This window comes from Ferribacterium limneticum (assembly GCF_020510585.1).
GTDB lineage: Bacteria > Pseudomonadota > Gammaproteobacteria > Burkholderiales > Rhodocyclaceae > Azonexus.
Genome location: NZ_CP075190.1, coordinates 1,548,823 through 1,572,738, shown reverse-complemented (window position 1 = coordinate 1,572,738; position 23,916 = coordinate 1,548,823). Strand labels below are relative to the sequence as shown.

21 protein-coding genes are annotated in these 23,916 nt (G+C 58.7%); 1 reads left to right on the top strand and 20 read right to left on the bottom strand.

Annotated features, from left to right (window positions below):
• Window positions 1-37 precede the first annotated feature (37 nt).
• From KI613_RS07630 to KI613_RS07615, 4 genes are read right to left on the bottom strand one after another with little or no spacing between them, the layout of a single operon-like run.
• The gene (locus KI613_RS07630) at window positions 38-421 is read right to left on the bottom strand and encodes a Rieske (2Fe-2S) protein (RefSeq protein WP_226404711.1); all 384 of its coding nucleotides are present in this window, start codon (window positions 419-421) and stop codon (window positions 38-40) included.
• Complete coding sequence (locus KI613_RS07625; RefSeq protein ID WP_226404709.1) at window positions 421-798, bottom strand: bacteriohemerythrin; 378 nt, start codon at window positions 796-798, stop codon at window positions 421-423. Before KI613_RS07625 ends, KI613_RS07630 begins: the two co-directional genes overlap by 1 nt.
• Complete coding sequence (locus tag KI613_RS07620) at window positions 798-1,355, bottom strand: hypothetical protein (RefSeq protein ID WP_226404707.1); 558 nt, start codon at window positions 1,353-1,355, stop codon at window positions 798-800. The genes KI613_RS07625 and KI613_RS07620 overlap by 1 nt, the downstream gene beginning before the upstream one ends.
• Window positions 1,356-1,381: 26 nt before the next feature.
• Window positions 1,382-2,218: an SIR2 family protein gene (locus KI613_RS07615; protein WP_226404705.1), complete on the bottom strand. Its 837-nt coding sequence runs from the start codon at window positions 2,216-2,218 to the stop codon at window positions 1,382-1,384.
• Window positions 2,219-2,434: 216 nt separating this feature from the next.
• Between KI613_RS07615 and KI613_RS07610 the strand changes: the two genes are divergently transcribed.
• Entirely contained in the window at window positions 2,435-3,619 is a 1,185-nt protein-coding gene (locus tag KI613_RS07610; protein ID WP_226404703.1) for a CaiB/BaiF CoA transferase family protein, read from the top strand.
• Window positions 3,620-3,711: 92 nt separating this feature from the next.
• Here the strand turns inward: KI613_RS07610 and KI613_RS07605 are convergent, their stop codons facing one another.
• The 16 genes from KI613_RS07605 to KI613_RS07530 all read right to left on the bottom strand — a co-directional run bounded on the left by KI613_RS07605 (window position 3,712) and on the right by KI613_RS07530 (window position 23,881).
• The gene (locus tag KI613_RS07605) at window positions 3,712-4,359 is read right to left on the bottom strand and encodes a response regulator transcription factor (protein WP_226404701.1); all 648 of its coding nucleotides are present in this window, start codon (window positions 4,357-4,359) and stop codon (window positions 3,712-3,714) included.
• The gene (locus tag KI613_RS07600; RefSeq protein WP_226404699.1) at window positions 4,356-7,244 is read right to left on the bottom strand and encodes an ATP-binding protein; all 2,889 of its coding nucleotides are present in this window, start codon (window positions 7,242-7,244) and stop codon (window positions 4,356-4,358) included. The genes KI613_RS07605 and KI613_RS07600 overlap by 4 nt, the downstream gene beginning before the upstream one ends.
• A gap of 185 nt (window positions 7,245-7,429) precedes the next feature.
• Window positions 7,430-8,806, bottom strand: a complete 1,377-nt coding sequence (locus KI613_RS07595) for an OmpP1/FadL family transporter (protein ID WP_226404697.1) — start codon at window positions 8,804-8,806, stop codon at window positions 7,430-7,432.
• A gap of 69 nt (window positions 8,807-8,875) precedes the next feature.
• Complete coding sequence (locus KI613_RS07590; protein WP_226404695.1) at window positions 8,876-9,892, bottom strand: 2Fe-2S iron-sulfur cluster-binding protein; 1,017 nt, start codon at window positions 9,890-9,892, stop codon at window positions 8,876-8,878.
• Between the two features lie 70 nt (window positions 9,893-9,962).
• Window positions 9,963-10,949 carry an aromatic/alkene monooxygenase hydroxylase subunit beta gene (locus KI613_RS07585; protein WP_226404693.1) on the bottom strand — a complete coding sequence of 329 codons (987 nt, stop codon included), beginning with the start codon at window positions 10,947-10,949 and terminating at the stop codon, window positions 9,963-9,965.
• A gap of 55 nt (window positions 10,950-11,004) precedes the next feature.
• Window positions 11,005-11,319, bottom strand: coding sequence for an MmoB/DmpM family protein (locus KI613_RS07580; protein WP_226404692.1), 315 nt, complete (start codon window positions 11,317-11,319; stop codon window positions 11,005-11,007).
• Window positions 11,320-11,479: 160 nt separating this feature from the next.
• The gene (locus KI613_RS07575; RefSeq protein ID WP_226404690.1) at window positions 11,480-11,815 is read right to left on the bottom strand and encodes a Rieske 2Fe-2S domain-containing protein; all 336 of its coding nucleotides are present in this window, start codon (window positions 11,813-11,815) and stop codon (window positions 11,480-11,482) included.
• Between the two features lie 47 nt (window positions 11,816-11,862).
• Window positions 11,863-12,129: a toluene-4-monooxygenase system B family protein gene (locus KI613_RS07570; protein ID WP_226404688.1), complete on the bottom strand. Its 267-nt coding sequence runs from the start codon at window positions 12,127-12,129 to the stop codon at window positions 11,863-11,865.
• A gap of 65 nt (window positions 12,130-12,194) precedes the next feature.
• Window positions 12,195-13,700 carry an aromatic/alkene/methane monooxygenase hydroxylase/oxygenase subunit alpha gene (locus KI613_RS07565; RefSeq protein ID WP_226404686.1) on the bottom strand — a complete coding sequence of 502 codons (1,506 nt, stop codon included), beginning with the start codon at window positions 13,698-13,700 and terminating at the stop codon, window positions 12,195-12,197.
• Between the two features lie 316 nt (window positions 13,701-14,016).
• Window positions 14,017-14,508 (bottom strand): phasin family protein, encoded by a 492-nt coding sequence (locus KI613_RS07560; RefSeq protein ID WP_226404684.1) that lies wholly within the window; start codon window positions 14,506-14,508, stop codon window positions 14,017-14,019.
• A gap of 552 nt (window positions 14,509-15,060) precedes the next feature.
• Window positions 15,061-17,505 carry a cation:proton antiporter gene (locus KI613_RS07555; protein ID WP_226404683.1) on the bottom strand — a complete coding sequence of 815 codons (2,445 nt, stop codon included), beginning with the start codon at window positions 17,503-17,505 and terminating at the stop codon, window positions 15,061-15,063.
• A gap of 188 nt (window positions 17,506-17,693) precedes the next feature.
• The gene (locus KI613_RS07550; protein WP_226404681.1) at window positions 17,694-19,901 is read right to left on the bottom strand and encodes a CHASE2 domain-containing protein; all 2,208 of its coding nucleotides are present in this window, start codon (window positions 19,899-19,901) and stop codon (window positions 17,694-17,696) included.
• A gap of 95 nt (window positions 19,902-19,996) precedes the next feature.
• Window positions 19,997-20,611 carry an OmpA family protein gene (locus KI613_RS07545; protein ID WP_226404679.1) on the bottom strand — a complete coding sequence of 205 codons (615 nt, stop codon included), beginning with the start codon at window positions 20,609-20,611 and terminating at the stop codon, window positions 19,997-19,999.
• Window positions 20,608-21,042, bottom strand: a complete 435-nt coding sequence (locus KI613_RS07540) for a FecR family protein (protein WP_226404678.1) — start codon at window positions 21,040-21,042, stop codon at window positions 20,608-20,610. Before KI613_RS07540 ends, KI613_RS07545 begins: the two co-directional genes overlap by 4 nt.
• Window positions 21,043-21,078: 36 nt before the next feature.
• Entirely contained in the window at window positions 21,079-22,902 is a 1,824-nt protein-coding gene (glsA, locus tag KI613_RS07535; protein WP_226404677.1) for a glutaminase A, read from the bottom strand.
• A gap of 94 nt (window positions 22,903-22,996) precedes the next feature.
• Window positions 22,997-23,881 carry an NAD(+)--dinitrogen-reductase ADP-D-ribosyltransferase gene (locus tag KI613_RS07530; protein ID WP_226404676.1) on the bottom strand — a complete coding sequence of 295 codons (885 nt, stop codon included), beginning with the start codon at window positions 23,879-23,881 and terminating at the stop codon, window positions 22,997-22,999.
• Window positions 23,882-23,916 lie beyond the last annotated feature (35 nt).

Here is a 23,916-nt window from a genome sequence, read left to right as displayed (position 1 = left end):
TGACGTTCGACTATGCCGGTCATGTCAATGATTTTGCTTAATTGACGGGGACCACAACGGCAGAGACCCTGAAGTCCGCAATCCCAACCTCCCCGTCATCCTCATAGCTATTAACAGCGCGCAGGCGCTCGCCTTCGCACATGGCGCTGACCGAGGCGCCGGTTTGCGGGGTGTAAACGATGCCGTGCATGGAGCAGCGCAGGTAGCGCCCGGTGTGGTCAAAAACCTGCGGCTCTTCGCCATCGAGCCGGCGCGGCATGTGCACGCAGAGGTTGATGTAGGCGTAGACCTGCCCTTCGAAGCGCAGGAGCAGGCATTCCTCCTCCCGCCCTTCGAAAGTCATGGTCAGTTTGCGATGCTCGCCGTCGGCCAGTTCGGCACTCGGGCAGACGGCAAACTTCGGCGCAATGCGATCCGCCATCACGCCTTCTTCAAGCACCCCGCCAGGGCCGAGTCCATCGTCGCCAGGTGACCGGCGAACCAGGTTGGCAGGTTGCGCACGTATTCACGCGCAGCCCCCAGCCGACCGGCTGCCACGCCGCGGGCGAAGTGGGCCAGCTCACCGAGGACCCGCAGATGCTCGCTGTTGTGCTCGCCAATGGCGGGAAAACGGCAAGACTTCATGAGCTTGCCTTCGTGCTCGAAATGCTGGCGGGTGTGCTCGTGCAGACGCACGAACAGCGCCGGGAAGTCCTCGTCGGACGCGACGAGCAGAGCGTAGGCAAGCTCGACGAATTCGTGATGGGTGTCGTCCATTTCGGGGACACCCAGCGCATGACGGGACTCGTCCCAGGCCATCAGATGGCCCCGTGCGTCTCGCGCTTGGCGTTGTTGGTGGTCTTCAGGGCTTCGTCGACGGTGTTCTCGGCGAGCTTGAATTTGTAGCTCTTGAGCGCGTCAAAGACTGTCACGACCTTATCGGCAGCGCTCAGGCCCTTGAAATCGCCCTTGTCGAGCGCCACCAGATCGCTCAACTCGGTCCACACCATGCCCTGAACGAGCGGAATGAAGGCGACGGTTGCGCCGTTGGTGGTCGTCACGAAACCCTTCGGAATATTGACCGTGAAGAAGACGGCAATCGTTCCGGTATTGAATTCGGCACCGAATTTTTCAACGACAAACGGGTATTGCTGCAGTTCGTCGAGCGAGCCGGAAATCAGCTTGAGACCACCGGCATCGCCGAGCAGGACGGCCTGCTTGAGGACTTCCGTCGGCGGCTTGCGGCGACCATTGGCATCGGCCACTTCGCCTTCCTTGAGGACGAGCTCGCCGCGATAGGCGACGAGGCCGCCGGAGCTGGCGGCTTCCTTGAAGTTGGCGTTGAAGAAGAGGGGTTCGTAACGGTCAAGCGACATGTTGCTTCCTTGGTGGATTGAATGAATTAGGCTGCGATGGCTGCACCGATCAGGTCGAAGACGTCGGCTTCGATCACTTCGAGCTTTTGCTTCTTGCAGAAGCGGCGTTCCTTGTCGGTCGGGTTGGCGATCAGCGCCCAGCCGGCCGGTTCGGCGGCGGCGTAGATGACATCGGACAACACCATGCGCTCGGTGTCGCGGTTCATGCGCAGGCCCATGAACAGGTATTGCTTGCCCTTGCGCAGTTCCTTGACCTCCGGCGGGATCGAGAAGCCGCCCATGAGTTCGGTGATGAAATCGACGTAGTCGGCGTCAGAGGCGATGTAGTTGGCCTCCGGCTTCGGCGTGCCCATCGGCTTGTAGAGGATGGGCAGGGCCGGGTTGATGACTTCGGTCTTCTGGTAGGCGACGCCATCCCAGAAATACAGTTTGTAGCGGAAATCGGTGCCGCCGAGGCGGGCGATGCCGACGATCAGGTTGTGCGGGACGTCGGCGTAGGAGTCCTGCAACTGCGTGTCGCGGTTGATGTCGATGACGTAATGCGGGGCGATGCCCTTGAGCCAGTCATGCACGGCGCCGCGCGTCCAGGCGGTTTCGCCGTAGGTGCGGTTGAGGAACTTGGTAACGGCGCTGCGGCCGCGCTTGAGTTCGACATTCATCGCGGCGCGGGGGAATTCGTACATGAGCTTGGGGGCCATCGGCTTGCCGTCGTTCATGGCGTAGATCAGCGAATCGCTGTCGGCCGGAATCGGCGCACCGGTCGCCGCATTTTTCACATCAGCCAAAACGCCAGGGCCGAGGTAGGGAACAATGCTGCCATCCTTGAGGCCGGCCAGCAGTTTTTCGCGCAGTTCTGGGGTCATTTTTGTATGCTCTGAAAGGGGGTGTAGCCCTATTCAGCAAATTCCACGCCTGAATGCACTTCGCGATCTGGCCTGCCTTTCCGGGCGCACTGCCATTCAATTGTCGTGTTTGCGACAGTGTTTTTAGGCGCACGACCTACACTGCGGACTATGCCCAGCCCATGCCCATTGGGTGATATGTTCTTCCTCCATCCGAATCAGCCTCACGCCAACATCATGCCAACCAACACTCAAAACCCAACCCGCGGCCCCTTGGCCGGCATCAAGGTCGTCGAATTCGCCGGTATTGGCCCCGGGCCGTTCTGCGGAATGTTGCTCGCCGACATGGGCGCCGAAGTCACGCTGCTTGAGCGCGCCGGCGGCACCTTCGCCTCGCAGCTCTTCGGCGGCGGGCGCAAGGCGGTGGCCAATCGCGGCAAGAAATCGCTGTGCATCGACCTCAAACACCCGGAAGCCAAGGCGCTCGTCTTCAAATTGATTGAAGGCGCCGACGTGCTGATCGAAGGCTTCCGCCCCGGCGTCATGGAACGCCTCGGCTTCGGCCCGGACGAATGTCTGGCCCGCAACCCGCGCCTGATCTACGGCCGCATGACCGGCTGGGGCCAGACCGGCCCGCTCGCCCCGCGCGCCGGCCACGACGCCAACTACGCGGCCATCGCCGGCGTGCTCGACACCGGGCGGCGTCACGGTGGCGCGCCGTGGGCACCGCCAACACTGGTCGGCGACATGGGCGGTGGCGGCCTCATGCTGGCCTGGGGCATCGCCTGCGCCCTGATCGAAACGCAACGATCCGGCAAAGGCCAGGTCATCGACGCCGCCATGTGCGAAGGCGCCGCCGTCCTCGCCCACGGCCTGTTCAACCTTGAAGCGCTGGGCGAATGGAAAGGCCAGTGCGCCATCGACTCGAGCGCCCCGTTTTACGACGTCTACCAGTGCGCCGACGGCGAATGGATCAGCGTCTGCCCGCTCGAACCACAGTTCTACAAAACCTTCGTCGAACGCCTCAACCTCGTCGGCGACCCCGACTTCAGCGGCAAGCAGTACGACACGACGACCTGGCCGGCCATGAAGGACCGCCTCACCGCCATTTTCAAAGCCCAGCCGCGCGCGCACTGGACGGCCCTGTTCGACGATACCGACGATTGCGTCTGGCCAGTCCTCAGCATGACCGACGCCCCGGCCCACCCGCACAACATCGCCCGCGAGGCCTTCGCCGACGTCGCCGGCGTCCTGCAGCCAACCCCCGCCCCGCGCCTGTCGCGCACCCCCGGCACCATCCAGAGCCCGCCCCCGCTGCTCGGCGAACACTCACGCGAACGCCTTGCGGCGCTGGGCCTGTCATCAGAAGAAATTGAGCGACTGGCGACGGCCGGCGTGGTCAGTGATCCGGTAGTTTTGTGATTGCCACGGTCAACCGGGCTTGCTACGGTCAACCGGAAAAAACGGCCAAAATTGAAATCCCATTTTGGCCGTCGTCGCCTGCTTCTGGCTCTTTAGCCCGCCGGCGCTTTCTTGCCGACACTTTTTAGCTGCTGAATGGCCAGCGTCAGCTCGGCGACGGAGCGCAGGTTCATTTTGCTCATCACGTTGTGTTTGTGGACCTTGACGGTGCTTTCCGTCACGGACAAATCATAGGCGATGGCTTTGTTCTGCTTGCCCTGGGCAACGGCGAACATGATCTGTTTTTCGCGCGGCGTCAGGGCGTCGAAACGCTGACATAGATCGGCCAGTTCGGTCCGTTCATTGACCGTGGCGCTGACCCGCGACAAGGCGACGGCGATGGCTTTCAGCAGATCGGTGTCGTCAAACGGCTTGTTCAGGAAATCAATCGCGCCAGCCTTCATGGCGCGGACCGCCAGCGGCACGTCGCCGTGGCCGGTGATGAAGATGATCGGTATCTCGACACCCAGCTCGGCGATTCTTTCCTGCAGCGCCAGCCCGTCCAGGCCCGGCATGCGGACGTCGAGGACGAGGCAGGCGAAATCGCTGAGCTTGTCCTTGGCCAGGAAATCGAAGGGCGAGGCGAAGACCTCGACGGCCATTCCGGCCGAGCGGATCAGACTGCTCAGGGATTCACGAACGGAGGCGTCGTCATCGACGACATAGACGATGGGAAGTTGCGAAGTCAGGCTGGCAGTCATTGGCTGATCGGGATGTTGAAGACGAAGTTTGCACCGGTCCCGGCGGTTTCCAGGCGAAGTCGGCCGCCGTGGTTTTCGATGATCGAGCGGCTGATCGCCAGCCCCATGCCGAGACCGTCGCGTTTGGTCGAGAACAGGGCATCGAAAATCTTCTCTTTCATGTCGGGCGGAATGCCGGGCCCGGTGTCGCTGAATCTGAATAGCGCCCCTTCCTGCTTGTTGGCCGTCACGGTAATGCTCAGGACACGATCGGCTACCGCCTGATCGCGCATGGCATCGACGGCATTGACGACCAGATTGAGCATGACCTGCTGCAACTGAACCAGATCGGCATGCACGACCGGCAAGTCAGGCGCAATCGCGACGTCAACCTGGACGCCGGCTTCGAGCAGCATGGTTTGCAGCATCAGCAACAAGTCGCCGAGCATGCCTTTGACGTCGAGCACTTCGCGCTTGATGCCGCCCATACGGAGGAAATTCCGGATGCGGGTGATGACCTCGCCGGCCAGGCTGGCATCGCGGTTGACCCGGCGGAGGGCGGCGACCACCTCGTCGAGATCGGGCGTTTCCCGAGCCAGCCAGCGCAACGCCGCCTGGCTATTGGTGGCGATGGCCGAAAGCGGTTGATTGACTTCGTGGGCGATGGAGGCGACCAGTTCCCCCATGGTCGTGAAGCGCGCGACCCTGGCCAGCTCTGCCTGGGTGACGGCAAGGGAGGTCTCGGCCTGTTTGCGCGAGGTGACGTCTTCAACAATAACGGCCAGCCGGGGCCCCTCGCGGTCAACGGCAGGGATCAGCGACACGCTGACATTGACCCAGAGGAAGTCGCCATTCCTTTTTTCATAGCGTTTCTGCACGTGATAGTTGTCGATAACGCCGTCGAACAAGCCATCGACGTTTTGCTTGGTCATCGCCCGCTGGGACTCTTCGGAAATATCGACGAACGAGACGCCAACGATATCGGCTTCGTTGTAGCCGAGCATTCTTTGCAAGGCCGGGTTGGCCTTCAAAATCCGCCCCTCCCGGTCGGCCAGGGCAATGCCGACCGCCGTGTTTTTGTAAAGTCCCTGCCAGCGGCGCTCCGATATCTGCAAGGCGACCAGGCCATCCTGCAAGGATTTTCGGCTGGAGACGAGACCGGCGGTCAATTCGCAAACGTCGGACGCCTGTGAATTGAGTTCCTTCTGAAGGATGTCGACGGTGCGTTTGACCATGACCAGATTGCGGACGCGGGCCCGCAATTCCTGCGGCGAAAACGGTTTGGTCAGGTAATCCTGGACCAGCTCTTCGAGCAGCGTTTCGCGCAGCGCATCGTCGGCCCGGGCCGAGAGGACGAGCACGGGAACGTTCGGGAAACGTTCGCTGGCACGGAGCTCCCGGACAAATTGCTCGCCGTCGAAATACGGCATCATCAGATCGGTGATGACCAGATCCGGCGGATTTTCCAGCGCCGATGACAGCGCGATTGCCCCGTTCTCGGCCAGCGTGACGTTGTAGTCGTCGATCAATACGTCATAGAGAAAATGGCGCAGGTCGGGGTTGTCCTCGACGACGAGAATCCGGCAAACGCCCGGCTTGTCATCGCGTGTCGGCTGACTCTGCGGATCGCCAAAATCGATGGGCTGGTAAGCTCCCAGGCCAGTCTCTTCATTGCTCTCGCGGACAAAGACACCTTTCGGGGCGCGCATCGGCATTTCGACCTGGAAGATCGCCCCGCCGCCCGGCGCATCGAGGGCGACCACCGTCCCAAAGTGCAGTTCGACAAATTCCTTGACGATGTTGAGACCGAGGCCGCTGCCACTCCCCGAAAGCCCATCCTGCCCCTGGGCGAAGCGGGAAAAAATCTGCTCCTTCATCTGCGGCGGCACACCCGGCCCGTTGTCCTGCACGCTCAGCAAAAACCGCCGATTCGCCACACGCGTGATCGAACAGCAAATACGGCCACCGGCTGGCGTAAATTTGAAGGCATTGGACAGCAGATTGGCCAGGACGCGGGCCAGTTTGGCCCGATCGACGTCGGCGTAGAGTTCCTCCTCCCCCTCGATCAACAAGGTAATCGAGCGCTCTTCGGCCGCCGCGGCAAAACTGGCCGCCACATCCCGCAACAAGGCCATCACATTGGCGCAGACGTAGGCCAGCGGCATTTGCTGCGCATCGATGCGCGCCAGGTCGAGCAGATCGTTAACCTGATGCAGCAGGGACTGGGCATTGCGCTTGATGGTTGTCAGCCGGAAACGCTCCCGTTCGCCCAACTGCGTGGCTTCCTTGAGAAGTTGATCGACCGGCCCGAGAATCAGGGCCAGAGGGGTGCGCAGTTCGTGACTGACATTGGCAAAGAACTTCGTCTTGAAGCCATCGATTTCGCGCAGCTTCTCGAGCGCCAACTGCAACTCACCGTTCTTGCGCGTCAGTTCTGCCTCGATGGCGATCTTTTCGGTGATGTTTCTTCCTTCCGGAAGCAGGAAGGCGACGCGCCCTTCGTCATCACGAATCGGGGTCAGCGAAAAATCGACGAAAATCGTTTTTTCCCCATGAAGATCCCCGTAGATCTCGACATCACAACGGACGAATTCCCCCCGCTTGGCCAGCTCGACCATCTCCCGCACCCGCTGGCTCGAATCTTCGGAAACAGCCCACCAACGGGCCTCCCAGAACGGTTTCCCGACCACATCGTCAAGGCAGATTCCGGCCCCCTCCAGTGCCGCCCGATTGATTTCCAGGACAGTACCGTTGACATCCAGCAGCCCCAGAAACTGGTACATCGCATCGAGGATGATGCGCGCCAGCTTTTGCCGACGAACCTCGGTACTGTCGTCAGAGGCAAGCATCACGCCTTTTACGGAAGCTTGCAGGCTCTCGTCCTGAGCCAGAAATTCAGTTCTCATCCACGCTCCAAAATCCACGTTCACGGTCGGTGCGAGATAGTGCACCTGGCCATTTCTCGACTATACGAGCAAAAAAGTCGGCGATGTCTTTCCATCAGGGTTTTAGGTGAGAACTGCAGCCTTGACCAGAAAGCAAAAAAGGCGAGTAAAAACTCGCCAAAAACCATCGGAGGATGGGTAAACCGTTAGAAGCTGTAGCGGAAATTTATCGTGGCGTTGTTCTGGGCGTGCGTCACCTCGATCGGGGCCGAGGTATTCGGCAGACTCGTGTTGTCCATGGTTTCCTTGAAAGCGTGGGAATAGGCAAAATCAAGCTTGGCCTGTTTCGAGAACGCATAGGTCAGGCCGACTGATAAATGCTTTCTCGGCGTTGCCGGGATGACCGCAAACAGGGTAGAGGAAGACAAGGCCTGGCTGGCGAAACGCAAGCCCCCGCGCACCGTCAGACTGTCGTTGACTTCATAAGCAGCGCCCAAGGAAAGGATCGTCTGGTCCTTGTAGTCCTGCGGCAAGAGAATGTTGATGTCGCCCCCGGCATCGGCAACAAAGGCAACCTTGATGTCCTTCATCACGTCTTTCCAGAAGACCCGCGATACGTCGGCGGCCACGGTCCATTGCGGCGTCAGGCGGTGGCTGATACCCAGATCAACGTGGGAGGGCATCTGGAAATCCTTGATCTGGATTTTCCCGCCAAAGGCAATCTGGCCGGCGATACCATCGATGGCCGTCAGCGTTGCCCGGCCTTCCATGTCGTTCATCTGGCTCTTGATCGTGTAGGAGGCGCCCAATATGGTTTCCGGCGTGGCCCGGTAGATCATCCCCAATTTACCGCCGTAGCCCCAGGCATCGACACCACTGGCCAAAAACTTGTCCTTGGTCAGGCTGAAATGCGCTCCGCGCAGGTCCGGCAGGCCGCCCAAGGCGCCGACCAGCGAACCAGTGGCCCGTCCGGCACCGATCAGGCTGCCGACTTGATCGGCACCGAGCAGCAAATCTAGGTTGAGGCCCTGCCACATCGCATCGACGCTGCCGCCGATAGTCAGCTTTTCGGTAACCTGAAAACTGGCAGCGAAGGGAATGTTCAGCACCAGCAGGCGGCTCGAATTGTCGAGCCCGGTAGCCAGCCCGCCGGTAGCCCGGGACAGGAAGCTGCCATTGCCGTATTCGGTCCCCAGTCCGCCCTGCGCGAAAGCGCCGACGCCGAAGGACCAGCCACCGAGCCGTTTGGTGTATGCCGCCTCGGGTGCGACATACGGGCCCCGGTTGTTGGAATGGGTATCGGAAGAAACGCTTTCGCCGGTTGCCTTGTTTGTGACGTTGATATCGGTCGTCACCAGATCCAGGCCGATCATGGCCTGGTCGCCGTCCGGCATCAGCGACAGCGTTGCCGGATTGGTCATCATGCCGGCCGGGCCAACGTCATGGGCGACGGCGGTGCCCCCCATCCCGCGCGATACGGCGCCGAAACCCTCGAGGCGAAATACATCGGTCGCCTGGGCCAGTTGAGATCCACCCGCCAGTGCCGAAACCAGCGCCGATACAACGAATTTTTTTCTAGTCATCCCCGTCATCTCCTCTGTTGTTGGAATGTGAAACTTTGAATCCCCGGCGTCGCCGGGATGAAGCGCACGTCAAAAGAAGCGGTCAAAATGAATCTGCTCGAAGGGCACCCGATGGCCGACCATGAGCAGTTCCTGCAAGGCTTGGGTCATCGGCGGCGGCCCGGCGAAATAGAATTCGTAGCTCGCCAGTTCGGCTGGCAGGGCATGCGCCACAGCGTCGTGCACGAAACCGGTCTCGCCATGCCAGTCGCCGTTGTCGCCGGGCAGCGAAACGACCGGGATATAAACGATCCGGTCGCCGAAGCCGGCGAGGACGCGCAGCATCTCCTCGCCGCAGACATCGCGTGGCGTGCGTGCGCCGTAGAAGAAATACAGTTTTCGGTCGGCCAGCAACCCGGCCTCGACGGCTCCACGCGTCAGCGAAATCATTGGCGCCAATCCGGAGCCCCCCGCCACGCAGACAATGTCGCGCGGCGATTCGGTGCGCAGGTAGGCCACACCGTAGGGGCCATCGAGGCCAATCTCGTCGCCCTCGGCCAGCTTCTCGAAAAGGACGTGCGTCCCCTGTCCATGCTGGACGCGGCGAATCTGGAAATGCCACTCGCGCTTTTCATTGCCCGTATTCGACAAGGAATAGGCGCGTGAGGCGGCAAGGCCGGGCAGATCGAGCATGGCGAACTGACCAGGCAGGAACTCGGCATCGTCCTCGGAACGAAAGCGGAACTCGCGGATGTCGTGGGTGATATCCCGCGTGCCGATCAAGTGGGCGCGCTGCCGTTTGGGCAGAACCTTGGGCCGATATTCGGCAGCCGTCGCCGCCTTGATGCTGACCGGACCACGCGCCCGACACTGGCAGGCCAGGTGGCGACCGCGTTTGCGGTCACGCTCGGTGAGTCCCGGTGCATCGGCCCACAGCGTCTCGATCTCGCCCTCGACGAGCTCGAACTTGCAACCGCCGCAGCCGCCCGAGTTGCACTCGTACGACAAGCCCAGCCCGGCGCGCAAGGCTGCGCGCAGGATGGTGTCGCCGTCCTCCTGCTCGCAGACGGAACCGTCTTTTTCATTCCGGATAGTTGGTTTGGTCATGGCAGCACAAATGTGAGGTCGAGTTTGGCCGTAGCCCGCTGGCGCAGGCCAAACTCAGGTTGCTTGACGATTACAGGCCGAGGGAACGACGGAAGTCGCGCGTTGCCGCCTTGGCCGCTTCAGCACCGGATGCAACGTCGGGCAGGGTCGAGCAATAGGCCTCGATGGCCTTGTCGGCCAGCGGCTCCCAGTTGGCTATCCAGCCCTGGATCAGTTCGAGATTGCCCGGGGTCTCCAGCGCCATCTTGACCATCGCTGAAATCCACCGACGATGACGTGCCGAATCGATCAACTGGGCATCGGTAACCAGCCCGAGCAGCGTGTCGCCGTTGTGGCGGGCCGATTCACCGAGCTTGCGCAGCACGGCTTCATCAATGGCCGGCTTGGCGACCAGATTGAGGACGACAATCGCCTCGCCCCAATCCCACACGGTCATCGCTTTTTCCATGAGCTCGCGGAAGCCCTGCCAGACCGGATCGGTTTCCCAATAGGTGCGCTCGTCTGTGCCGAAGCCCTTGTCGGGGAAGGCCAGGGAGAGTTCCTTCGTGCGGTAGGCAGTGTGGCTGAGCCAGCGGAAGCTGTCCGCCATCTGGAAATAATTGCAGTTGGTGATGGTGCTGGCCGGCGAAACTTGCCCAACGTAGGCCGAGGCCATCTGGATGGTGTGGAACAGGTAGCGGGACGGGGTGTAGAAACGCGCCAAAGTGCCGGCCCAGCGCGGATCAAGGGCCTTGTCGTGCTCGCGCTCGTTGAACTGGTCAAAGAGGCTGAAAACGTAGGTTTCCTGACCGTCCTGCATCATGTTGTAAGTGCGGTAAACAACTTCTTCCGGGTCACGGAAGGCATTCCAGTCCGGGTGCTTGAGGGCGGTACCGAAGGTGTTCTTCTTGTACCACTCGTTCATGAACATCGTGGGCGACAGCTCGTAGGGCGAATCGGGCCGCTTGTCGTTGTAGTGCAGATTGGCGCTGACGATCTCATATTCGCTCGGCTTGCGACGGCGAGCGGCGAGATGGCTCCAGGTCTTGAGCGGTTTCAGTACTTGAACTTCCGACATTCTTGTCTCCTTGATTTTTTGGTGTTGGCTGGCCGGTGTTGCGTTTGGCCTGCCCTTACATCTTTTTCACAAAATAGAAGCGGATGGCGTTGTCACCGCTTTCGATCTGGCCAGCGAAGGAACTCAGATCGACTTCCAGGTCGTTCATCTTGAACGGGCGGCCGAGCTCGTCCTCGATGGTGGCGCGGTGCAGCACCATCTCGTGATCAGTGTGGATGCGGATATAGGCGCGCTTGTCGTCGACAAAGACTTCCTTGCCCGGATTGTCGATTTTGGCCGCTTCGATGACCGCCATGGCCAGGTCACCGGCCCGCATGACCGGCCCGACCAGATTGTTGTGATAGGCCTGCGCGGAACTTGTCGTACTCATTTTTTTCTCCTCGATTTGTTTCAAGTCCGGCGCGCCAATACTGCTGGCCACTCCGGAAGGGCAAGCCAGTTCCGGCTGCGCTTGTCCGCCGCCCAGTAAGCTCCCCAGCCAATTCAAAATACCCATGCGACTCATCCTTTAATTAATGAAGGAAGCCCGGTCAGGTATGGGCAAACAAAGGTTCGATGCCTTCCGTCTTGACCAGGACTTCGTCCCCTTCCACCTTGACCGGATACTCGGCCAGGGCGCAGTCATCGGGATTGATGCCCTTGCCGTTGCAGGCGTTGAACTGCCACAGGTGAGCCCGACAAATGATCTTCTTGCCATCAAAGCTCCCTTCGCTCAGGGAAATATCCTGATGCGGGCACATACCCTGGAAAGCCTTGATATCGCCCCCTTCGGCACAGACCAGCACGATTTCCTGGCCATTGACCTCGAAGGACTCCATTTCCCCTTCCCAGATGTCGTCGAGCGTGCATACCTTTGTGAAACCCATTCCTGACTCCTGATGATTCCTGTTTCGCGTGGCGACGCCGCAAGCACTCAGTGCTTGGGTGCCTCCCAGATGATTTCGACGGTCTCCGTCGGCTTCAGGCCGGATTCGGAAACACGCATGGTGCGTGGCAGAAACTCCTCGCAACCCTGACGGCGGACCCGCATGAGGTAGCCCGGACGCGCCCGGACGCGGCGGCCGACCGAATGCACGGCGGCGGCGGCGGCCACCTCGTCCATGGTGTTTTCGCTATCGACCGCAACGAGTTGCAGCACGAAGTCGCCTTCGAAGTTGGATGTAATTGGAAACAACGCCATTTCTAGAATCTCCTTTGTTCTTTGGAAGCGGCGTCCGCAGACGCCGGCTTGCATGGCAGCTACGATCAGCTCGCCTTTTTCTCTGCCCGCAGGGCGCGGTACACTTCGGCCCAGGCGTAGTTGTGGGCGTCGTCGCCGCACTCGCCGGGGGCCAGGCCCATGTAGTTCAGGGCACCGCCCAGGTCCATCGGCTGAATCATGCCGGCCAGGAAGCGGTCGACAATGCTCAGGTGACCGGCATAACGCTCCGGCTCCTGCTCGAAGCACCAGCGGTCGACTTCCGAACCGAAGTGATAGAGGCGGCCGTTGTATTCCAGCGGGTAATCCTTGACGTTCCACTTCTTGCCCGGCGTGCCGAGAATCGGCAACTGGCACATGTTGCAGACGTAAGGCAGCGTTTCCGGGTAGGCCATGGCCATGTTGCCGTCGACCACGTTGTCGATGATGACGTCCCAGCACTGACCCCAGGTGTCGTTCCAGCCGGGGTACTTCTCTTCGAGCCAGGCCCGCTCGTCCGGCGTCACGCCGGCCGCCGGATTCCACCAGACGGTGGGGCGCCAGAAGTAGGAGCCCATGTGCATGCCGTGGTGGGTTTCCGCGATGTCCTTGAGGAAGATGTCCCAGTACCAGGGCAGATCGAGGCCCATGTCGGTCAGGGCGCGCTCGAACTGGGCGACGATCCATTCCTCCATGAATTCCTTGAAGGACTGTTTGCGATGCTCGAGCGGGGTGTAGTAGTCCATGATCGGACCGGTCAGCACCGAGAACAGCTTCCAGGCTCCCCAGACGGCGATGTCGACGCGCTTCTGGGCTTCCGCCTTCTGGCCGTTTTCGATCAGCACCTTGAGGGCCGGGCCGCCGATCTGGGCGTGACGGGACTCGTCGGTCTGGATGCTGGAAATCAGGTTGGCAAACGTGTGGTCACCAGCTTCGGCCGCATCGGCAGCCAGCCCGAGGAACTGCATGTTGGTGAAGCCGGTTTCGAAGCTGAAGGTCAGCATGATGGAAACGCTGATCGCATCCCGCGTCATCATGATGTCGTCGAAGAAGTGACGGGCGGCGATCATGCCCCATTCGTTGGTGTCGTAGGCCTTGAAGGCCCAGTCCATCTGACGATCCTTCGAAACGTGTTCGTGCGGGAAATAAAGCTGCATCTGGCCATGCCGGATTTCATCCAGACAACCCAGCGTGGACATGTTGCGCATGCCCGGCGCCTTGGAGAAACGCATCATGCGGGCCTCGGCGCTGGCGGCGGCGTATTCGCCGCGGGCGATGGCGCCGTAGTGGGCCTTCATCACCGACTTCCAGCCCGGATCGGCATTTTCGAAAATGCGGCTACGTTCCAGCGCCGCCTTCACCGAATAGGCGCCGGCATCCTTGTCGCGCTGGACTTTGACGTATTCCGGATAAGTCTGTTTGTAAGGCTCGTCGTATTTTTCCCAGGCATCCTGGGGCAACCCGAAAGCGCCCGACATCAGCGGCGGAAACAGTTCGTCTTCCGTCACGTAGGTGGGCGACCAGTTCGTGGTCCTGGCCAGGTCATACCAGTCCATGCGATTTAGTACAGCCATTCTTGTCTCCTTTGTAGCAGGATTGGGTGTCCTGCATTTCCCGAATCAAAGCGATCTCTGTCGCCAAGCTCACGCGGCAAATTGAAAAATATCGAGATTCCGCATGGAGCAAAGTTACAAGGAATGAAAGAAGGGGACTATTAGACTTTGGTTTAGATGGGGTGCTTTTGAGCATGCCGGGTGATTGCCACGGTCAACCGGGTTTACTACGGTCTACCGTAAAAAACGGCCAAAATTGAAATCGGCGCGAGGCTGGCAGCACGAAAAAAAAGCTCCGTCTAGCGGAGCCCTTGATTTATTCCTCTGGAACTGAGACTTAAGCAGCCTTCGATAACCTGGAGTTGATTTCTGCGATGGCGCTCTTGGCGGCTTCGGTGGTGGCGGACGTATTCTTTTTCGTCAGCGAAGAAACCTCCTGCAAGCCCTTGGTGAACATTTCGAATGGTGCGCTCCAATCTAACGGCATCTTCAAATTCGCGTTCGTGTTGGCGAACTGTGACGATAGCGTCTGAATGATTTCTTGTTGGGTTTCAAGAAGAATTTCATAAACGCTGCGTGAGTACGCCATGGTCTTTTCAACACTCGGCTGGCCGAATGCAACCAGGGGGAGGTTGAAGCCAAAATCGGTTTTCGTAGATGGTCGTTGCGTTGACTCAGCGACAGTGTCGTCAAGCACCCCACGAATGGAGGTCAGATTAAGCGCTGTCAGTCGTTCAGCGCCGGCCAGATAAATAGAGGCAAGGCCGTGAAAGGCTTCAAGATTGGATTGATTTGCCGAGGAAAAGCTGTGTGAGTTTTTGCGGTTCATGGTGTTTCCTTTGCTTCATGTGCTACTTGGGGTAATACATCCTCCTCGTCTATTGACGACAGAACGCTTGGTTCGGAGGGAATGTCAGCGTTTGCTATTTCTTGGCTGACAACTCAGAGTGGCACAGATCCTGGGAGAGTCAATGAGACATTTTGTAACCAAGATACGACTACCAAGATTGGTGAAAATGGCCTGCTTTGGCCGGCCTGGACGAATCCGTCAACTCAACGCTGCTACCCCTGACCCCTGGCGTCAGATTGTCGACAAAGTGACATCGACGACACCTCCGATCACCAGAAACTCATCCTCACCCTGCAGCACCCAGGCAGCAGGCCGCACCGGACCTGTCAGCCGAGAAAATCGAAAGACTGGCAACAGCCGGCGTGGTCAGCGACCCGGTAGCTTTCTGAATCCCACGGTCAACCGGGTTTACTACGGTCTACCGTAAAAAATGACCAAAATTGAAATCGATGCGCGCTGTACGGACGGCAGCCCAGGCCGCCGGTGAAATATCAAGCTGCGTGCCACGGGCTCCAGATCCGCACAGGAGGATTAGCCTCGCGCCAGGCGGACCTTTGCCGTCTCGGTGACGTGCGTATTGAGTTCCGAATTCCGGGTTAGGAGGCTGGCAAAATCGTCGGCGGTCATCACCAGCAGCTCGCAAAAGCCCAGCGCCGTTACGTCTGCGCTACGGGGGGATTGCGTGAGCAGGGCCAGTTCGCCGAAGAAATCCCCCGAACCAAGTCTTTGGGTTTGGCCGGGTAGCGCCACCTCCAGCGCACCAGATGCGACAAAGAACATTTCCTGTCCCTTTTCTCCCTTGCGGATGACCTTTTCTCCCGGCAGCGCAAAGCGCGGTTTGAGAACGGCGGCAATCGCCTCGAGCACGGAAGTCTCCAGGTTCTGAAACAGGGGCACGTTGACCAGTAGCGCCATTGCACTGAGCCGGAGATCGAGCGAGGGACGCCGATTCGCACTGCGCCAACGCGCCGAAAGATCACCCAGCAGCCCGCGCAAGACCTCCCGGCTGATGACCGCCTCGTTGAACAGGCGCAGGTATTCGGCATGCTCGATGCGCAGCGCAGCACGTTCCAGGTAACGAACCTGCATCTTTTCGGCAAAATCACCATACTGCAGCCGTAACGCAGACAGCGTGTCTTCGATGGCTTCCCGTCTTTTCTCGAGAACCTCAAGCAGCAATTTTGCCGTCTCAGGTCCGAGCATTTCCGGAATGCGTTCTTCGGCGAAGCGCAATAGCGTGTGGGTGGTAGCCCGCCCAACCAGCAAGGTTTCCAGTCGGTCGGCCAAGGCGCCGGCCAGCCAGACTTCCAGGCCAAACCAGCGATACACTTCGATGGACAGGCGGAACTCCAATGGGAAGGCGAGTTCGCGCCGTGAGGCAAGTTCATAGCCGTGGCGGCCATCGGATCTCGCCCCATCCTCCAGATGATAGGCCTGCGCCACCAGGTTACGAACGATCCTGCCCGAGACGATGCGTTCCCGATAATGTTGCAAATGCAGCACCTGCTCGCGTCGAGCCGCAGCCACCAAGGCGACGCGCAAGCGCTGTTCAGCGGAGAGCTCATTGTCCAGCTCGAATGAGATTTCGGCGTCCTGCAGGCGCCGGGTGTAATCCTCAGCCAAATTTTTGCGAACGATCGAATCGATACGATACTGATCCGCCGCCGCATCGAGGCGGTGCCTGACCGTACTCAGACTGTGCGCAATCGCCCGGCCACGCAGGATTCGATCAACGGAAGAGAGGCGATCGATATTGAGCGCCCGGATCAGCGGCCGCAGCGTCAGTCCATTGACGAACAAGGTAAAAAGCACAAATGCGGTGACCAGTGTCGAGACCAGACGCTTGATCTCGGGCGGGACCGCCGGGTGTTCGAGCACAGCCATGGCCAGCGCCAGCGAAATGGCGCCACGCAAGCCGCCCCACAGGATCACCAGACGCAGTCCGCTCTCGACCTTTTGCGCCATTCCCACGGCACTCATCAGCGGCATCAGCCCGAACAACACCATGCCGCGCGCCGCCAGGGCGCTCAGCACCAGCACGCCCAGCATGAGGATGTCGGCAAGCCCCGCGCCTGACAGCAGATCGGGAATGCGCAAGGCGGCGAGCAGGAAAATCAGCGAACTCGCCCAATAGCCCAGCTGTTTCCATATCCGCACCAGGAAGGACCAGGTTTCCGGCGAAACGCGGGTCCTTCCGTCATAGGAGAAGACCAGAGCGGCCGAGACGACCGCTACCACGCCGGAAACCTGGAAGGCGAGCTCGCCGATCACGAAGGCAAGATAGGCGACCGTTACCGTGACGGTCACTTCTGCCGTTCGTTTGCCTGGCAAATGGGTAAGCAGGTGTGTAGCCAGAAAGGCCAGCACGAATCCAACGAGCAGTCCGCCGGAAAAGCCGCGCAGAAAAGCCCAGACGGCATCGCTCCAATCGCCCGAACCGCTGGTCAGCATGGTCATCAGGACTGAAAACAGGGCAATGGCCGCTGCGTCATTGAAAAGGCTTTCTCCTTCGACCAACAGGCTCAGGCGATGCGGAACACTCAAGTCCTTGAACAGCGCGACAACAGCAACCGGGTCGGTCGTTGAAATGATGGCGGCGAGCAGGAGGCAGGCAAGCAATCCGTAGGTCGATGTCGCGGCCAGCGCAAAGCCGACCACCACAGTCGAACCCAACACGGCGACAACAGCGAGAAGCAGGATCGGTCCGATATCGGCCAACAGGCGCCGGACATCGATGTCGATGGCCGTTTCGAATAGCAAAACAGGCAAAAACAGATACAAAAATGCCTCGCTGGAGATCGTCAGCGAGGTACTCAGTACGGAATTCCCGATATCGATGCTGAAACCAAGGATCGCGCCCACGATCACCAGGGTAATCGAGAGCGGCAGGTTCACTCGACGAGCTATAGGCTCGGTCGCAACAACAACCGCAAACAATGTGGCTACACCAAGAACCGAAATTGGAATGCTGGCCATTTACCGCCTCACCGTTTCTGAAAAACGCGCCAACGCTGAAAATCGAAACCTATCCGCTATGCCAGTCGGGTTACTCACTGTATCAAGATCGGGAACTACCGTTGCGCTAATCATGAGCGCTTGAAGCTAAAGATATGGCAAAGGACTGTCGTCGCCCCAAGCATGATTTTTGTTTTGCGCACGGGGATTCATTTCTCCGCCATCAAAATCAGGTCGCCGCCCTCCCCTCGCTCAAGACGGTCGCTGTATAGCTTGACCAGAGGATCATCCCGGTAGAGAACAGCAAGCTCGGCAAACATCGCTTTCGCATGCGCCTGGCCACCGGTAACCGACAATTGCTTGTAGGCATCGAGATAACGCTCGCGTGGCGCATAGCGTTTTTCGCGCTCGGCAACCAAGGGTTCGAACACCTCTATCGCTTCAGTCTTGCCTTTCAGAACCAGGCGACCCACCGGTCGAACAGCCGCATTGGCACAACCGGCAAGAGTGGCTGCCGATATGCACATGTTCGTACCAAGCTGTTTGTTCACGCTCTCCAGGCGGGACGCCGTGTTGACCGGATCACCGAGAGCCCGGTAATCGAACATGGTCGAGCCGCCAAAGTTTCCGACGATCACTTCGCCCGAGTGGATGCCAATGCGCGTGATGCCAAACTTGACGCCTTCGGCATTCAGTTTTTTCGCGTATGCCATGGCGAAGGTATCCATTTCGAGGGCACAGGCCAGCGCCCTGGCTCGATGATCCGGTTGCAGCACCGGGGCGGAAAACATGATCGCCACCGAATCGCCGACAATCCGGTCAAGGGTGCCTTCGTAATGGAAGGCGATGGCAATCATCTGATCCAGATAATTATTCAACATGTCTACCGCATTTCCGGGATCAATGCTTTCCATGAGGCTGGTGAAATTGGCCAAATCGGTGAAAACAAAGCTGCACTCCTGACGCCCGCCCCCCAGGCTCATTGCTTCCGGGTGTTTGACCAGATAGTCGACACGGTTGGGCGAGACATAGCGGGAAAACATATCCTTGATCCAGCGCTGTTCACGCTCGCTGATAAAGTGGTGGATCAGACTTCCCAGCACAAAGGCCAGGGCAAAAATCAGGGATGGCGTAACCGTATTGATGAGCAGCGCATGTTCGCGAAAGGCGTACCAGCCACCAGCCAGCGCCACCGAGAGAAAGGCTGCGGCGACGGTGGCCGCCAGCATGGCCCGGGCGCGAATGGAGAGGAATGAAATGGCCAGACCACCAACGATGATGGCAATGACCTCCGCTGCCTTGGCCCAGTCCGGACGCGAGAGAATATGGCCGGATAAAATCTGCTCGACAACCTGGGCATGGGCTTCCACTCCGGGCATGACACCGCCGAGAGGAGTAAAGCGGAGATCCATCAGCCCTTGGGCGGAACTGCCGATGAACACGATATGGCCCGCCAGCAGCGCATCGGGCACTTCACCGGCGAGGACTTTCCAGGCCGGGAGATAGCGATTGGCCACCGGTCCTGAGTAATGCACCCAGACCTCACCCTCGGCCGTCGTCGGAATCTTGTAGGCACCGGCCCGCACCTCCGCAAGTCCGTAGCCTTGCTCCATAGCCTTCAGAAAGTAATTCCGTTCCCCTTGCGCCACACGGAGCGATTCAGCCGCGATACTGGGTACCGGATTACCGCTCAGGCTCAATACCAGCGGAACCCGACGGACAATGCCATCGCTGTCGGCGACAAAGTTCAGGGCGCCGTTGCCAAGCGCCGCCGCTTCAAGCTCCGGCCTGGTCGGGATCACTGAATCAAAGGCGTGCAGATGGCTGGTCGGATTTTGCCCGGAGCTAATGTAGCGAAACGGTCGATGAGCCAAACCTGATGCCTCGTCGCCATCTGGCGCACCGGTTACGCCGTTTCTGGGTGCTCCTCTTTGCAAAACAAAACCCAGGCCGACACTGGCGCCCTCAAAGCTTTTGGCCAACACAAGGTCATGATCCGGTAGTCCATCAAGAGCCTTTCGTGCCGCACCGCTCAGTTGCCACAGTTTCGCCATGGTCCTGGGCGAAGTTCGATCTGCCTCGGCCAGCAATACGTCAAAGCTGATAGTGGCTGCGCCGGCAGTCTTCAGACGTCCGACCAGTTCGGCCAGGCGCGTTCTCGGCCAAGGCCATTGACCGAGGCGCGCCAGGGTTTCCTCGTCGATGTCCACGATCCGGACAGGTACATCGACGTATGGGCGGGGATACCAGCGCTGATATTGGTCAAACACGTTGTTACGCAGTGTTTGCATGGGCAGGGGATCAACAATCAGCAGCCCGAGCCCGAGCACTACCGAAATAATTGGCAGCAAGACACCCAGTCGCTTGAGTGCCTTGTTGTTCTTCAGAAACCTGCTTGGAACATGGGCAATCGTCAATTGGCCCCCTGCCAGATGAACACGCACAGGGTGTTCTGTGCGCTGTGAATCACTCAACCTTGCTTTGCAGTTCGGCGCGCAAGCACCATGAAGACTTAGCGGACGGAAACCTCAACGCGGCGGTTTCGTGGTTCCCAGGTATTGTCCGGCGTCTGAATGAGAAGGTTTCTTTTGCCGTGGGACTCGATGACCAATGAATTGGCCTTGAGTCCCTTCTCGTTGAGCAGTTCTGAAACCTTGCTGGCTCGTTTCAGTGCCAACTGCATGTTGTAGGGGTCGGTAAAAACAGTATCGGTATGACCGATAACCGAAATATCGACGGCCGGTCTTGTCTGGGCTTCGATGATTATTTTGGGGATCAGTGATTCCGACTCGGCCGTCAGTGTTGTTCCGGCTCTGAAATACAGCAGATATCGAACGGGTATCTTGGGCAGGGCAGCCATGGTCGCACCGAAGTCTTCCTTGATCTGCTTGTCTTCAATCTGCAGGGCGCGCCCATCGAGCGTTCCGGCCTGACCGGCCTGGGTGAGTACCTGTTCGCCCTTTTCTCCCTTGATCACTACTTCCCCCACCGAACCGTCAGGGCTGGGAATCAGCACGACATACGATTTCGTTGCACACCCCCCCAACAGCATCGACAGCAACATGCATGCGTAAAGCGTGAGTGAAGCACCACGTCCGAGCGACGAGGGCTCTAGTCGATTGTTCATTCTTCGACCTTTACGAGAAATTGGGTGCCGCGGACCCCAATGATTCCGGATGGGGTCCGGACCGTCACGGCGTCAGGCTTGAGCTTTTCAATGACCCCGGATACATAGTTGAGGCTGCCCTTGGCCAGTTTGCTGCTGAATTTCAGATTCCCCTGAACTGGCGAGTACAAATACTCATCGACAGTAAAAACGGTATCGGCACCGAACGACATCACTGTCTCATCCTTGAAGATGACGCCCATGCCGCTTTTTTTCCCGGTTTGCAGAACACTTCCCTGGTAGATCGGGGAACCAATCTCAGCCTTGGTCTTTTTATCGCCAGTCGTAATGGACGCTTCGCCGCTGACACTTTTTACATGACCAATAGGCGGTTCAGTGGCAAAGGCATGGCCCGCCAGAAACAGGTAAGCGATAACGATGATTTTTAACATGGTCGATTCCCCCACAACGTTCAAGACAAAGCTCGTTCAAGCCAGAGCGGCTATCCATTGAGTTGCCCGCAGCAGCTTTCCCGCCATGTCACGCGAAATATTTTCAAGCAAAATAATTTTCAGCATCGGTGCTTCATGCGCCAGACAGTCTATGTCTTTGGCATCGAGAACCCAGCAATTGACATCACAATCAGCTACGACGGTAGCACTTCGGGTTGTTTGACCGAGCAGGACCATTTCACCAAAACTCATGCCGGGGCCGAGGGATGCAATGCGCTGATGAGCGCCATCCTCCAGCGGGACAAGAATACTGACGTAGCCCTTCTCGATAAAAAAGACATGTCCATTTCCGGCTTCTCCGGTTGTCAATATCGCTTCGCCTTGGACGAACCGTTTTTTGACAACTGCATTTGCAACTAGTGCCATTAATTCCGATGGCAACCCCAGCAGCATCACGCAGTCACCCAGCGAAACCGTTGGCTCTGTTGCCCTCGCCAAATCGCCCAGAAGGTAGTTCTCGCACCATTCGACGGCAAGATCATTGTCTTCGAAGCTCAAGTAGCCATGATCAGCCTTGGGGGAGGTCGTGCTCAGAGGATGCTCAATTGCATGGCGACCGTGAATTCTGGAAAAGACAAGGGCAATGTTGTCACCAGCCAATTGCAGGCGAGCGTCATGGAGCAAGCGGGCTGCACTGTCCGAAATCCCGTCAACCTGATGCATATCTAGAATGAAGCAGGAGCTGTCAGCCGCCATATCGATCATTCGGCGAATCACATACTCAACGCCATCGACGGCAAGGTAGCCGTGCAGACAGAGATATTTGATCCGATGCGCGTGCTCGTTGAGGTAGCTGCGCATATCCGGCGATGGCTGACGCTTCGATGGCGCTTGGGCCGCCGTATAAATCCGGCCAAGTGCCATGCCGGGTTCCCCCGAGCGGCTGAATACGTGCAGACCAAAGTCTCGCGACAGGTGCTGGCAGACCTTGATGCCTCGTACGCTATTTCCTTTTGGGTCAAGACGGGGCGAAAAAATGCCGATACCGAAACGCCCCGGCAGGACCGCAATAATGCCGCCACCGACTCCGCTCTTGGCTGGCATGCCGATCTCGTATAGCCAACTACCCGCAAAATCATACATGCCACAGGTTGCCATCACGCTCAGCACACGCTCGACATGCTCCAACGGCAATGCGCGCTCACCGGTGATCGGGTGTACGCCACCATTGGCCAGCGTTGCTGCCATGTAGGCCAGATCGCGGCAGTCCACCAGGAGCGAGCACTGGCGGAAATAATTTTCCAGAGATGCCATCGGCTCGCCATCGATGATCCCGAAATTCTTGAGCATCCAGGCTATTGCCCGGTTGCGGAAGCCGGTTTCGCTCTCCGAGCGATATACATCCTCATCCATACTGAGCGGGCGACCGGCGAAGGTACTCAATGAATCAACAATTCTTTCCCATTGCTCTTCCGTTGTCTCTCCTTGAACAAGACTGGCCGTTGCGATTGCACCAGCATTGATCATTGGATTAAGCGGCGCACCAGTTTTGGGATTGAGGCTGATCGAATTGAAGGCGTCGCCACTTGGCTCCACCCCGACTTTTCCCATGACAAAGTCAACGCCACGATCAGCCAGTGCAGAGGCATAGACAAATGGTTTTGAGATCGACTGGATGGTGAATTTCTGTTCCGAATCGCCCGTTGAATAGATCACACCATCCATTGTGACGATGGAAATACCAAACCAGTCCGGGTCGGCCTTGCTTAATTCGGGAATGTAATTGGCCAGTTCTCCCGCATGCGTTGACGCCAATCTCATACAGAGATCATCGAGATAAACCTGTATCGGCGATTGCATGCCATATCCTTATTCCATAGGGATGGCTTATTCAAGCATTAATCATTCCCAATCTTTACAGATGTATATGACGCAGTCTTCTACGCAGGCGATGTCAGATTGTCGACAAAGTCACATCAACCACCCCACCAATCACCAGAAACTCATCCTCGCCCTGTAGTACGCCGGGAAGCAGGCCGCACTGGAAGAATATCTTGGTCAGCGGAATATTCACTTCAAGTATGTAGTCGCCGAATTCGCAGGCGCGGTCGCGGCTGCAGGTGAATGAATTGAGGTTATTGAGGAGGACAACGTGCTGCCCGCCCTGCCCCGTGGCGAGCACCTCATGATCGGCCAGGCGATTGACGCCGCGATAAAGCGTGACATGCCGGGCGCCATGATGGCGTTGGGCCAGCTCGTACTGACTGAAGGTGTACAGCAGGTCGAGTTGGGCCTCAAGCGCACTGGTGCCGTACAGGCCGTGCGAGCGCATTTCCTGGTAGCGCCGATAGCCGTCCCCTGTCGGATCGCGCAACGGCTGGCCGTGGTAGCGCGGCATGAGGCCAAAGCGTGACTCGACCCAGCCTTTGAGCACGGCGCCTTCGCGGCTGTCGGAATCGAAACTCCAGCCACGAATCATCCTTATGTAGTTGGCCTTGGCCCGGCTCTTCTTTTGTCCCGTAAACCCCATTTCCTCCGGCCACTCGAGCTGGAAATGGATGGTCAGGTAATCGCGAAAGACGTCGGCCCGCGCTTCCGGCGTTGCTGCATTGAGGCGCCGGAACAGATCGCTGTGCAGTTCGGCGACGCCGTCGAGCAACAAGGGGCTGGGGTGTTGCTGGTAGGTCAGGCCGCCAAGGACGACGGCCGGCAGATTGCAGCGATTGATGGGCAGACGGGCGTCGCGCGGCAGTGTCGCATTGTAGTCACCCCTACAAAGCGTAGGGATATTGTCGGATGTACCCACCCCGACAATCGCCGGCTCATTTTTTATTTTCATTTAATAATCAATCGATTACGGTCTGCCAGTCGACC